Source organism: Pantoea latae (assembly GCF_002077695.1).
GTDB classification, from domain to species: Bacteria; Pseudomonadota; Gammaproteobacteria; order Enterobacterales; family Enterobacteriaceae; genus Pantoea; species Pantoea latae.
In genome coordinates, this window is the sequence record NZ_MWUE01000007.1 from 28,339 (window position 1) to 41,108 (window position 12,770).

The 12,770-nt window shown below is 59.9% G+C and carries 12 protein-coding genes; 8 read left to right on the forward strand and 4 right to left on the reverse strand.

Annotated elements, in window-relative coordinates; genetic code table 11:
- Positions 1-87: 87 nt before the first annotated feature.
- Together lptG and lptF are read right to left on the reverse strand one after the other, a co-directional pair.
- On the reverse strand, positions 88-1,164 hold the full coding sequence (gene lptG, locus B2J69_RS04555; protein WP_081136851.1) for an LPS export ABC transporter permease LptG: 1,077 nt from the start codon (positions 1,162-1,164) through the stop codon (positions 88-90).
- Positions 1,164-2,264: an LPS export ABC transporter permease LptF gene (lptF, locus tag B2J69_RS04560; RefSeq protein ID WP_081136854.1), complete on the reverse strand. Its 1,101-nt coding sequence runs from the start codon at positions 2,262-2,264 to the stop codon at positions 1,164-1,166. Before lptF ends, lptG begins: the two co-directional genes overlap by 1 nt.
- A 257-nt stretch (positions 2,265-2,521) precedes the next feature.
- On the opposite strand from lptF, the gene pepA reads away from it, so the two are divergent.
- The 4 genes from pepA to B2J69_RS04580 all read left to right on the forward strand — a co-directional run bounded on the left by pepA (position 2,522) and on the right by B2J69_RS04580 (position 8,063).
- Positions 2,522-4,033, forward strand: coding sequence for a leucyl aminopeptidase (gene pepA, locus B2J69_RS04565; protein ID WP_033749345.1), 1,512 nt, complete (start codon positions 2,522-2,524; stop codon positions 4,031-4,033).
- 135 nt (positions 4,034-4,168) lie between these two features.
- On the forward strand, positions 4,169-4,627 hold the full coding sequence (locus B2J69_RS04570; RefSeq protein WP_081136856.1) for a DNA polymerase III subunit chi: 459 nt from the start codon (positions 4,169-4,171) through the stop codon (positions 4,625-4,627).
- Positions 4,628-4,632: 5 nt separating this feature from the next.
- On the forward strand, positions 4,633-7,488 hold the full coding sequence (locus B2J69_RS04575) for a valine--tRNA ligase (protein ID WP_081136858.1): 2,856 nt from the start codon (positions 4,633-4,635) through the stop codon (positions 7,486-7,488).
- Positions 7,489-7,556: 68 nt separating this feature from the next.
- Positions 7,557-8,063: a GNAT family N-acetyltransferase gene (locus tag B2J69_RS04580; protein WP_081136860.1), complete on the forward strand. Its 507-nt coding sequence runs from the start codon at positions 7,557-7,559 to the stop codon at positions 8,061-8,063.
- Between the two features lie 14 nt (positions 8,064-8,077).
- Here the strand turns inward: B2J69_RS04580 and miaE are convergent, their stop codons facing one another.
- Entirely contained in the window at positions 8,078-8,839 is a 762-nt protein-coding gene (miaE, locus tag B2J69_RS04585; RefSeq protein WP_081136862.1) for a tRNA isopentenyl-2-thiomethyl-A-37 hydroxylase MiaE, read from the reverse strand.
- Positions 8,840-8,894: 55 nt separating this feature from the next.
- Positions 8,895-9,326 carry a ribonuclease E inhibitor RraB gene (rraB, locus tag B2J69_RS04590; protein ID WP_081136863.1) on the reverse strand — a complete coding sequence of 144 codons (432 nt, stop codon included), beginning with the start codon at positions 9,324-9,326 and terminating at the stop codon, positions 8,895-8,897.
- Positions 9,327-9,489: 163 nt separating this feature from the next.
- Here rraB and argF point away from each other — a divergent pair, with 163 nt between their 5' ends.
- From argF to ridA, 4 genes are all read left to right on the forward strand, one after another.
- Positions 9,490-10,497, forward strand: a complete 1,008-nt coding sequence (argF, locus tag B2J69_RS04595; protein ID WP_081136864.1) for an ornithine carbamoyltransferase — start codon at positions 9,490-9,492, stop codon at positions 10,495-10,497.
- Between the two features lie 230 nt (positions 10,498-10,727).
- Positions 10,728-11,663 carry an aspartate carbamoyltransferase gene (pyrB, locus tag B2J69_RS04600; protein ID WP_081136865.1) on the forward strand — a complete coding sequence of 312 codons (936 nt, stop codon included), beginning with the start codon at positions 10,728-10,730 and terminating at the stop codon, positions 11,661-11,663.
- 12 nt (positions 11,664-11,675) lie between these two features.
- A complete protein-coding gene (pyrI, locus tag B2J69_RS04605) occupies positions 11,676-12,140 on the forward strand; it encodes an aspartate carbamoyltransferase regulatory subunit (RefSeq protein ID WP_081136866.1) in 465 nt (154 codons plus the stop codon).
- 81 nt (positions 12,141-12,221) lie between these two features.
- Positions 12,222-12,608 carry a 2-iminobutanoate/2-iminopropanoate deaminase gene (ridA, locus tag B2J69_RS04610; protein ID WP_081136867.1) on the forward strand — a complete coding sequence of 129 codons (387 nt, stop codon included), beginning with the start codon at positions 12,222-12,224 and terminating at the stop codon, positions 12,606-12,608.
- Positions 12,609-12,770: the final 162 nt, after the last annotated feature.

The following is a 12,770-nucleotide window of genomic DNA, read 5'->3' on the forward strand; positions in this document are numbered from 1 at the left end:
CCGGTAAAAGCTACCGTTTTTCATCGAGTTATAAGAGAGAGGCCGCAATTTGCGGCCTCATTTTTGCTTCTAAGTTATTGCCCGGACTTAACGCCGCTTAACCAGCAGGAACAGGCTAATGGCGAAGAACGCGGCGCTGGGCAGGATCGCGCCCATTACAGGCGGCAGGCCGTAGACCAGGCTCAGCGGGCCGAAAATCTGGTCCAGCACGTAGAACAGGAAGCCAAAGCTGATGCCGGTCACCACGCGCACGCCCATCGACACGCTGCGCAGCGGGCCGAAGATAAACGACAGCGCCATCAGCATCATCACCGCCACCGACAGCGGCTGGAAGATCTTGCTCCACATATTGAGACGGTAACGCCCAGACTCCTGGCCGCTCTGCTTCAGGTACTTGCTGTAGTTGTAGAGGCCGCGAATCGACAGCGCGTCGGGATCGAGCGCCACCACGCCGAGCTTGTCCGGCGTCAGGTTGGTTTTCCATTCGCCGCTCAGGCTCTGCGAGCCGCTGATCTGTTTGGCATCGTTCAGGTCCGACTCATCCACCTGCGCCAGGTTCCAGCGTTTGTTCGCCTGATCCCAGGTGGCGCTGGCGGCGTAGCGCACGCTCTTCAGACGACGGTCGTCGCTGAAGTGATAGATGCTGACGCCGTCGAGCTGGTTGTCGCCGCGCACCCGCTCGATATAGATAAAGTTATTGCCGTCTTTCGCCCACAGGCCGTTCTGCGTCGACACCAGCGCGCCGCCGTAGAGCTGCGTGGCGCGGTAGTTGCGCGCCATCTGCTCGCCCGCCGGCGCGAGAAACTCGCCGATGGCCATGGTTAACAGCACCAGCGGGATGGCGGTTTTCATCACCGACAGCGCCACCTGCATGCGGGTGAAGCCCGCCGCCTGCATCACCACCAGCTCGCTGCGCTGTGCCAGGGTGCCCAGGCCGAGCAGCGCGCCGAGCAGCGCCGCCATCGGGAAGAAGATCTCAATATCCTTCGGCACGCTGAGCAGCGTGTAGTAGCCAGCGGCGAGCGCGGTATAGGCGCCCTGCCCGGTTTTACGCAGCTGATCGACAAACTTGATGATGCCGGAGAGCGACACCAGCATGAACAGCGTCATCATGATGGTGTTGAAAATGGTTTTACCGATATAACGGTCGAGAACGCGAAACATCAGACGGAACCTCCGCGGCTGAAGCGGGCGCGCACGCGGCGCATCGGCACCGTATCCCACAGGTTAAGCGCTACTGCCAGCAGCAGATAGCTGATATTCACCACCCACATCCAGATCGCCGGATCGAGCCGCCCTTTCGCCGCGTTCGACTTCAGCGAGCTTTGCAGCAGGAAGAAGATCAGATAGAGCAGCATCGCGGGCAGCATCGACAGCACGCGGCCCTGACGCGGGTTGACCACGCTCAACGGCACCACCATCAGCGCCATTACCAGCACCGAGAAGATCAGCGTAAAGCGCCAGTGCAGCTCCGAGCGGAACGCCGGCGTGTCGTTGCTGAGCAGCGTGGTCAGGTCGGACTGCTCGGCGTCGTTGGGATCGAGCGTCGCCTCTTTATAGCCCACGCGCGCCTGATAGTTGGTGAAGTCGGTAATACGGAAGTCGCGCAGCATCGCCGTGCCTTCAAAGCGCGTGCCCTTATCCAGCGTCACCACCTGAGAGCCGTCTTTACGCTGCTCCATATGGCCGCTGTCCGCCAGCACCACCGACGGCCGCGCGTTGCCTTTGGCGCGCAGCTGCGCCAGGAAAACGTTGCCGAACTGGTTGCCCTTGACGTTTTCGATAAACAGCACCGAATTACCGTCGCTGGAACTCTGGAACTGTCCGGCCGCCAGCGCCGCCGCGCCAGGGTTGGCTTTGGCGTTTTGCGTCACCTCGTCCTGATAGCGCGAGGACCAGGGGCCAAGCCAGATAACGTTGACCGCCGCCACGATAGAGGTGAGCAGCATCAGCACCATCGCCGCCTTCACCAGTACGCTTTTGCCCAGGCCGCAGGCATGCATCACGGTGATTTCGCTGTCGGTGTAAAGCTTGCCCAGCGTCATCAGGATCGCCAGAAACAGGCTTAACGGCAGAATAAGTTGTGCCATTTCAGGCACGCCAAGCCCTAACAGAGTCAGAACGAGATTTGTTGGGATTTCGCCGTCCACCGCAGCCCCTAAAATCCGCACTAACTTCTGACAAAAGAAGATAAGCAGCAGGATGAAAAGGATAGCCAGCTGGCTTTTGAGCGTTTCCCGAACCAGATATCTAATGATGATCACGCTTAGTACGCCTGTGATAACTTGTCTTTTTGCAGGAAAATCGCTAGTTTCAACGCTTATTAGCCATTTTTCTTCATCAATGGCCTGCGTCGCAGCTAAAATGGTATGACAAATGCGTCAGGGTGGTGAAAATTAACGCATTGCCACACTAAACGTAGTTCGAACGCTGATTACCAACAAACTTTTATCCTCTGTGGTAACAAGCGGACCATTCTAGCGACAGCCGCGGCCGTTGTCTTTAAGATTCAGGAGAGTGCATGGAGTTCAGTGTAAAAAGCGGAAGCCCGGAAAAACAGCGCAGCGCCTGCATTGTTGTCGGTGTTTTCGAGCCGCGTCGTCTGTCGCCGATCGCCGAGCAGTTAGATAAAATCAGCGACGGCTACATCAGCGCCCTGCTGCGCCGCGGCGAGCTGGAGGGCAAAGTCGGCCAGACGCTGCTGCTGCATCATGTACCCAATATTCTGTCTGAGCGCATTCTGCTGATTGGCTGCGGCAAAGAGCGCGAGCTGGATGAGCGCCAGTACAAACAGGTGATCCAGAAGACCATTAATACGCTGAATGACACCGGCTCGATGGAGGCGGTCTGCTTCCTGACCGAGCTGCATGTAAAAAGCCGCAATACCTACTGGAAAGTGCGTCAGGCGGTCGAAACCTCTAAAGAAGCGCTTTATAACTTCGACCAGCTAAAGAGCAACAAAACCGAGCCGCGCCGTCCGCTGCGCAAGCTGGTGTTCAACGTGCCGACGCGCCGCGAACTCACCAGCGGCGAGCGCGCCATTCAGCACGGCCTGGCGGTCGCCGCCGGCGTGAAGGCGGCGAAAGATCTCGGCAATATGCCGCCGAACATCTGCAATGCGGCCTATCTCGCCTCACAGGCGCGCCAGCTAGCGGACGCCTACAGCAAAAACGTTACTACGCGCGTGATCGGCGAGCAGCAGATGAAAGAGCTGGGCATGAACGCCTATCTCGCGGTGGGTGCCGGCTCGCAGAACGAGTCGCTGATGTCGGTCATCGAGTACAAAGGCAACCCGGACGCGGAGGCGCGCCCTATCGTGCTGGTGGGCAAAGGGCTGACCTTCGACTCTGGCGGCATCTCCATCAAGCCGGCGGAATCGATGGATGAGATGAAGTACGACATGTGCGGCGCGGCGTCGGTCTACGGCGTAATGCGCATGGTGGCAGAGCTGAACCTGCCGCTCAACGTGGTCGGCGTACTGGCAGGCTGCGAAAACATGCCGGACGGCCGCGCCATGCGTCCGGGCGACGTGCTGACCACCATGTCCGGCCAGACGGTAGAAGTGCTGAATACCGATGCGGAAGGCCGTCTGGTGCTGTGCGATGCCCTGACCTACGTCGAGCGCTTCGATCCGGAAGTGGTGATCGACGTGGCGACCCTGACCGGCGCCTGCGTTATCGCGCTCGGCCATCACGTCAGCGGCCTGCTGTCGAACCACAATCCGCTGGCGCACGAGCTGATCGGCGCCTCCGAGCAGTCCGGCGACCGCGCCTGGCGTCTGCCGATGGCGGATGAGTATCAGGAGCAGCTGGAGTCGAACTTCGCCGATATGGCGAATATTGGCGGCCGTCCTGGCGGCGCCATCACCGCCGCCTGCTTCCTGGCGCGCTTCGCGCGTAAATATAACTGGGCGCACCTGGATATCGCCGGCACCGCCTGGCGCTCCGGCAAAGCCAAAGGCGCCACCGGTCGTCCGGTGCCGATGCTGTCGCAGTTCCTGCTGAACCGCGCCGGCCTCAACGGCGACGACTAAGCCTCGCTGCGCGCCGCTTCATCAGGCGGCGCGCATTGATGTAGACCACCGTCGACGCCATATCTCTCTCATCGGGAAGTGCTAGCGCGCGCCTTAGCTGGTAATATCGTCACCTCTCACCCACAAGGCCTTTCCATGAAAAACGCAACCTTCTACGTAATGGAATCGGACTCGCACAGCGACGAGCTGAGCGCCATTGAGGCGCTGGTATGCGATCTGGCGGAAACGCGCTGGCGGGCGGGCAAACGCATTTTGATCGCCTGTGAAAACGAACAGCAGGCCATTCGCCTCGACGAGGCGCTGTGGCAGCGTCCGGCCAACGCCTTCGTGCCGCACAATCTGGCGGGCGAAGGGCCGCGCTACGGCGCGCCGGTCGAGCTGGCCTGGCCGCAGCGTCGCGGCAGCTCGCCGCGCGATCTGCTGATCAGCCTGCTGCCGCAGTTTGCAGATTTTGCTACTGCTTTCCATGAAGTGATAGACTTCGTACCCTACGAAGAGTCTCAGAAACAGCTGGCGCGCGACCGCTATAAAGCGTACCGCAGCGTTGGTTTCCAATTGAATACGGCCACGCCGCCGCAGCCGCAAACGACATAGCAGAAATGGAAAAAACATATAACCCGCAAGATATCGAGCAGCCGCTTTACGAGCACTGGGAAGAGCAAGGCTATTTCAAGCCTAACGGCGACACCAGTAAGGAAAGCTTCTGCATCATGATCCCGCCGCCGAACGTCACCGGCAGCCTGCACATGGGTCACGCTTTCCAGCAGACCATCATGGACACCATGATCCGCTACCAGCGCATGCAGGGTAAAAATACGCTGTGGCAGGTGGGCACCGACCATGCGGGCATCGCCACCCAGATGGTGGTCGAACGCAAGATCGCCGCCGAAGAGGGCAAGACGCGCCAGGATTACGGCCGCGACGCCTTTATCGACAAGATCTGGCAGTGGAAGGCGGAATCAGGCGGCACCATTACCCGCCAGATGCGTCGCCTCGGCAACTCCGTGGACTGGGAGCGCGAGCGCTTCACCATGGACGACGGCCTCTCTAATGCGGTGAAAGAGGTGTTTGTTCGCCTGCATAAAGAGAACCTGATCTACCGCGGCAAACGCCTGGTGAACTGGGATCCGAAACTGCGCACCGCGATTTCCGATCTGGAAGTGGAAAACCGCGAGAGCAAAGGCTCGATGTGGCATATCCGCTATCCGCTGGCGGACGGCGTGAAAACCGCCGAAGGCAAAGATTATCTGGTGGTCGCCACCACGCGTCCGGAAACCCTGCTGGGCGATACCGGCGTGGCGGTCAACCCGGAAGATCCGCGCTACAAAGATCTGATCGGCAAAGAGGTGATGCTGCCGCTGGTGAACCGCCGCATTCCCATCGTCGGCGACGAGCACGCCGACATGGAAAAAGGCACCGGCTGCGTGAAAATCACCCCGGCGCACGACTTCAACGACTATGAAGTCGGCCGTCGCCACAAGCTGCCGATGATCAATATTCTGACCTTTGACGGCGATATCCGCGAGCGCGCCCAGGTGTACGACACCAACGGCGAAGTCAGCGACGCCTGCTCGGACGAGATCCCGGCCGCCTTCCAGAAAATGGAGCGTTTTGCCGCGCGTAAGGCGATTGTCGCCGCCGTGGACGAACTCGGCCTGCTGGACGAGATCAAACCGCATGACCTGACCGTGCCTTACGGCGATCGCGGCGGCGTGGTGATCGAGCCGATGCTGACCGATCAGTGGTACGTGCGTACCGCGCCGCTGGCGAAAGTCGCGGTCGAAGCGGTCGAGAACGGCGATATCCAGTTTGTGCCGAAGCAGTATGAAAACATGTACTTCTCCTGGATGCGCGACATTCAGGACTGGTGCATCTCGCGCCAGCTGTGGTGGGGCCACCGCATTCCGGCGTGGTACGACAACGACGGCAATGTCTATGTCGGCCGCAGCGAAGAGGAAGTGCGCAGCGAGAACAACCTGGGCGCGGACGTGGCGCTGCGTCAGGACGACGACGTGCTCGACACCTGGTTCTCCTCTGGGCTGTGGACCTTCTCCACGCTCGGCTGGCCGGAGAACACCGAGGCGCTGCGTCAGTTCCACCCGACCAGCGTGCTGGTGAGCGGCTTTGACATTATCTTCTTCTGGATCGCCCGCATGATCATGCTGACCATGCATTTCCTCAAAGATGAGGACGGCAAGCCGCAGGTGCCGTTTAAGACCGTCTATATGACCGGTCTGATCCGCGACGAAGAAGGCCAGAAGATGTCGAAATCCAAAGGCAACGTTATCGACCCGCTGGATATGGTCGACGGCATCTCGCTGGAGGATCTGCTGGAGAAGCGTACCGGCAACATGATGCAGCCGCAGCTGGCGGAGAAGATCCGCAAGCGCACCGAGAAGCAGTTCCCGGACGGCATTGAGCCGTCAGGCACCGACGCGCTGCGCTTTACCCTGGCGGCGCTCGCCTCGACCGGCCGCGATATCAACTGGGATATGAAGCGCCTGGAAGGCTACCGCAACTTCTGCAACAAGCTGTGGAACGCCAGCCGCTTCGTGCTGATGAACACCGAAGATCAGGATTGCGGTCAGAACGGCGGCGAAATGACGCTGTCGCTGGCGGATCGCTGGATCCTCGCCGAGTTCAACAACACGGTGAAAGCGTACCGCGAGGCGCTGGACAGCTATCGCTTCGATATCGCCGCGAATATTCTTTATGACTTCACCTGGAACCAGTTCTGCGACTGGTACCTGGAGCTGACCAAGCCGGTGATGAACAACGGCAGCGAAGCGGAGCTGCGCGGCACGCGCAACACGCTGGTGACGGTGCTGGAAGCGCTGCTGCGCCTCGCCCATCCGATTATTCCGTTTATCACCGAGACCATCTGGCAGCGTGTGAAGGTGCTGAAGAACATCAGCGACGACACCATTATGCTGCAGCCTTTCCCGCACTACGACGCGGCGAAAGAGGATGCGGAAGCGATGGCGGATATCGAGTGGATGAAGCAGGCGATCGTCGCGGTGCGTAATATTCGCGCCGAGATGAATATCGCCCTGAGCAAGCCGCTCGACGTGCTGCTGCGCGACTGCTCGCCGGCGGCGCTGCGTCGTGTGGAAGCGAACCGCACCTTCCTGTCGCGCCTGGCGCGTCTGGAAAGCCTGACTATTCTGCCAGCAGGCGAGAAAGGCCCGGTTTCCGTGACCAAAATCGTCGAAGGCGCCGAGCTGCTGATCCCGATGGCAGGCCTGGTGGACAAGGCGGCGGAGCTGGATCGTCTGGCGAAAGAGCTGGGCAAGCTCGACGTCGAAATCGAGAAGATTCAGGTCAAGCTGGCGAATGAAGGCTTCGTTTCGCGCGCGCCGGAAGCGGTGGTGGCGAAAGAGCGCGAGCGCGTCGCCGAGCTGGAGCAGTCGAAAGCGAAACTGATTGAACAGCAGGCAGTGATTGCGGCATTGTAAGCGTCTGAGTCTGACAGCATAAAAAAAAGCCGGGCTTGCCCGGCTTTCTTATTTAACCGGAAAAGATTATGACGACTTCAGCATTGCGGCTCGCGCTTCAGCTGCGCCCTATCAGCGCCGCCGACAATCCCTATATCGCTCAGGTGATCCGCGCCGTCTCGGCTGAGTTCGGCCTGACCGCCGACAAAGGCTATACCGTGGCCGATCCGCAGCTCGACAGCCTGTATGAACTCTACAGCGCCGAGCACAGCGCCTACTGGGTGGTGGAGCATCAGGGAAAAGTGGTGGGCGGCGGCGGCGTCGCCCCGCTCGCCTGCAGCGCGCCCGATATCTGCGAGCTGCAGAAGATGTACTTCCTGCCGGAGGTGCGTGGCTTCGGCGTGGCGCGCGAGCTGGCGCTGCGTGCTATGGAGCATGCGCGCCAGCGCGGCTTCCGCCGCTGCTATCTGGAAACCACCGGCAGCCTGACGCGCGCCATTAAGCTCTACGAGTCGCTGGGCTTTGAACGCATTAATGAGGTGCTCGGCTGCACCGGCCACGGTGACTGCGAGTACCGCATGCTGAAAGCGCTGTAAGCGCGCTTTCGCTGTCAGAACGCCGGCACGCCGCTGTGGAAACGCAGCTCCGCGTCCGGCTCGCTAATCAGCTTCGCCTCTGCTTCGCCAATCGCCCGCACGCGCGGTGCGATATCCTTCGGCGAGATCTGCGCCGCCAGCGCTAAATAGTCCTGATAGTGACGCGCTTCCGAACGCAGCAGCGAAATATAGAACTTCTCCAGCTCCTCATCCAGCCAGGGCGCGAGGCTGGCGAAACGCTCGCAGGAGCGCGCCTCGATATAGGCGCCGCAGATCAGCTTGTCCACCAGCGTATCGGGCTCGTGCGTGGTGATCTCCCGCAGCAGCCCTTTGGCGTAGCGGCTGGAGGTGATCTTGTGATAGGGCAAGCCGCGCGCCTGCATAATTTCCCAGACCTGATAAAAGTGGTGCAGCTCTTCTTTAATCAGCAGCACCATTTTCTCCACCAGGTCGTCCGCCCAGGGCAGTTCGTTGCGCACGATAACGCTTTTCGTCAGGCTCTTATGCGCCTGAATAAACTGGCTGTCGGGCTGCTCGCGGAAAATAAAATCTTCATAGGGTTTCAGCCAGGCGAGGATCGCTTCGCCGCTCGGCTTGTCGGCAACATATTTGCGGATCAGCCAGGTGGCGGTCTGTGCCGCTTTCAGTTCGCAGACCAGGTGATCGGTCAGCAGCAGCGTCAGGTTTTCCGGCTTGCGCGCCTCATCAATCCAGGCTTGCGGCGTGCGGCAGAGTAAAAACTGAGTGATGGGTTCAAGCAGCGGTGCGTAGTTCATGTCAGTTCATAGGGCAGAGAGCGGAAAGGCGGAGCGCGCGGCTCCGCCCGAAAAATCAGTGGCGGACGCCGGTATCTTCGTCGCCGTCGATAATGTCGCCGTCATCATCATCGTCGTCTTCGTCTTCCGCATCGGGATCTTCGAAGTAGGTGCCCCAGCCGTCGTAGTCGACGTTGTATTTCCCGACCAGGTTGACCAGCTGCTCAACCTGCACGTCAATCAGCTCCGGCTTCAGCGCCGACTCACTGAGAATATCGACGCACATCACCGTGGTGCCGTCTTCCAGCTCCAGCTCTTCCGGCTCGGTCACTTCATAGCCCAGCTTGAACGCATCGACGGCGGCTTTCTCCAGCGAATCGAAGTTGTTGCAGGAGAGATGATGTTCAATGGTATAGAGCGCATCGGGATCGCTGCCATCTTCCAGCAGCTCATCAATGATCTGACGCGTCTCTTCACGCTGCTCTTCCAGCAATGCTTCATATGCCATGGCGAATTCCCCTCAGTGTTCGGCAATAAACAAGTATTTTCCCACACTGCCCGGCGCGCCACTACTCAAAAGCGAAAGTTTCTTTACGTCGGGGTTGAAAATGAATATTCATACGTTTAAATTGAATTTTCATTCAATCAGAATGGCTGCACTGGAGCCCATTATGAGTCACCTTTTTCAACGCCACTTCCTTCGGCTGCTCGATTTGAGCCCAGCCGACATCGCCGCCCTGCTCGACCTCGCCGCTGAATTAAAACGCGCTAAAAAAAACGGTAGCGAAACCCAGCGCCTGAAAGGCAAAAACATCGCGCTCATCTTCGAAAAAGACTCGACCCGTACCCGATGCTCTTTCGAAGTTGCCGCATACGACCAGGGCGCCAACGTTACTTATCTCGGCCCGAGCGGCAGCCAGATCGGCCATAAAGAGTCGATGAAAGATACCGCGCGCGTGCTGGGCCGCATGTATGACGGCATTCAGTATCGCGGCTACGGCCAGGCGCTGGTGGAGACGCTGGCGGAGCATGCCGGCGTGCCGGTGTGGAACGGCCTGACCACCGAGTTTCACCCTACCCAGCTGCTGGCCGATCTGCTTACCATGCAGGAGCATCTGCCGGGCAAAGCGCTCAGCGAGATGACGCTGGTCTACGTCGGCGACGCGCGCAACAATATGGGCAACAGCATGCTGGAAGCGGCGGCGGTGACCGGTCTGGATCTGCGTCTGGTGGCGCCGCAGGGCTGCTGGCCTGAGCAGGAACTGGTCGAGGCGTGCCGTCAGGCGGCGCAGGCCACCGGCGGCAAGATTACGCTGACCGAAGATATCGCCGAAGGGGTCAAAGGCGCGGACTTTATCTACACCGACGTCTGGGTGTCGATGGGCGAGGCGAAAGCGGTGTGGGAAGAGCGCATCGCGCTGCTGCGTGGCTATCAGGTGAATCAGGCGATGCTGCAGCTGACCGGCAACCCGCAGGTGAAGTTCCTGCACTGCCTGCCGGCGTTTCATGACGATCAGACCACGCTGGGGCGTCAGATGGCGGAACAGTATGGCCTGCACGACGGCATGGAAGTGAGCGACGAGGTGTTTGAGTCCGAGCACAGCATCGTGTTCGATCAGGCGGAAAACCGCATGCACACCATCAAAGCGGTGATGGTGGCGACGCTCAGCCAGGCGTAGCCTGCATCGCGCGCCGCAAACGTTTCCCTTGATGCAAACTGGCGGACGCGTATAATGCGCCCGACTTTGCCGGAGGAAGCATGCAACAGCGCAGCGTACAGATTCACGCGACATCACGCCTGAACGCAGGCGGCGCCGCTGTTTTTTCCGTCATCAACCCGATCGTTAAAAAAGCCCCTTAAGCAGGGGCTTTTTTTTGTCCGCAATTCGGCAGCGCAGAGAGGCGAACTATGGCTAACCCGTTATATCGCAAGCATATTATTTCTATCAACGATCTCAGCCGCGACGAGCTGGAGCGGGTGCTGCACACCGCCGCGCAACTGAAAGCGCATCCGCAGCCGGAGCTGCTGAAGCACAAGGTGATCGCCAGCTGCTTCTTTGAAGCCTCAACGCGCACGCGCCTGTCGTTTGAAACGGCGATCCACCGGCTGGGCGCCTCGGTGGTGGGCTTCGCTGACGGCAGCAACACCTCGCTCGGCAAAAAGGGCGAAACCCTGGCGGATACCATCTCCGTGATCGGCACCTATGTCGACGCCATCGTGATGCGCCATCCGCAGGAGGGCGCGGCGCGGCTCGCCACCGAGTTTTCCGGCGGCGTGCCGATCCTCAACGCCGGCGACGGCGCCAACCAGCATCCGACCCAGACGCTGCTCGATCTTTTCACCATCCGCGAAACCCAGAGCCGGCTGGACAACCTGAGCATCGCCATGGTTGGCGACCTGAAATATGGCCGCACCGTGCACTCCCTGACGCAGGCGCTGGCGAAGTTCGACGGCAACCGCTTCTACTTTATCGCGCCCGACGCGCTGGCGATGCCCGCCTATATCACCGACACGCTGGACGAGCGCGGCATCGTCTGGTCGCGCCACGACAGCATCGAAGCGGTGATGCCGCATGCCGATATTCTCTACATGACGCGCGTGCAGAAAGAGCGCCTCGATCCCTCGGAATACGCCAACGTTAAAGCGCAGTTTATCCTGCGCGCGGCGGATCTGGCCGGCGCGCGCGACAATATGAAGGTGCTGCATCCGCTGCCGCGCGTGGACGAGATCGCCACCGACGTCGATAAAACGCCCCATGCCTGGTACTTCCAGCAGGCGGGCAACGGCATTTTCGCGCGTCAGGCTCTGCTGGCGCTGGTACTCAACAGCGAACTGGATCTGTAAGGAGCAATCGCCATGACTCACGACAATAAACTGCAGGTAGAAGCGATCAAGCGCGGCACGGTGATTGACCATATTCCTGCGCAGGTCGGATTTAAGCTGCTGTCGCTGTTTCGCCTGACGGAAACCGACCAGCGCATCACCATTGGCCTTAACCTCCCGTCCGGCGAGATGGGCCGCAAGGATCTGATCAAGATCGAGAACACCTTTCTCACCGAAGATCAGATCAACCAGCTGGCGGTCTACGCGCCGCACGCCACGGTTAACCGCATCGACGACTATGAAGTGGTGGCGAAGATCGCCCCGACGCTGCCGGAGCGTATTGAGCGCGTGCTGACCTGTCCCAACGGCAACTGCATCAGCCGCAGCGAGCCGGTGTTTTCCTCTTTTGCGGTGAAAAAGCGCGACGATGAGGTGCTGCTGACCTGCAAATATTGCGAGAAGGCCTTCGCCCACCACGTGGTGCTCGGCCACTGGTAATCGCCCTGCTCGCCCCTATAATGGGGCGATATTTCTCGCCAGCGGCGCCCGCCGCCGCTGCGTCACTCTTAAGGAGCAAGTATGTCTCGCGAAATCAGTACGGAAAAAGCGCCAGCGGCGATCGGTCCCTATGTGCAGGGCGTCGATCTGGGCAATATGATCATCACCTCTGGTCAGATCCCGGTCGATCCGGCCACCGGCGCGGTGCCGGACGCTATCGCCGACCAGGCGCGTCAGTCGCTGGAAAACGTGAAGGCGATCGTCGAAGCGGCGGGCCTGCAGGTTGGCGACATCGTGAAAACCACGGTGTTCGTGAAAGATCTGAACGACTTCGCCACCGTCAACGCCACCTACGAAGCCTTCTTCACCGAGCATCACGCCTCTTTCCCGGCGCGCTCCTGCGTGGAAGTGGCGCGTCTGCCGAAAGACGTCAAAATCGAGATTGAAGCGATCGCCCTGCGCCGCTAAGCCTCTCTGCGCGCTGCGCCCGCAGCGCGCCTTTTTGCCCCCGTTGGCCTTTTCGCCTGGCTTTGCGCCACGACCCGCCCTTCTTTGTTTCAGGTCAAAACAGCGGCGATTATATTCTCCTGATCTCCATATATAGTGGCTAAAATCCTTCGCAGCACAACA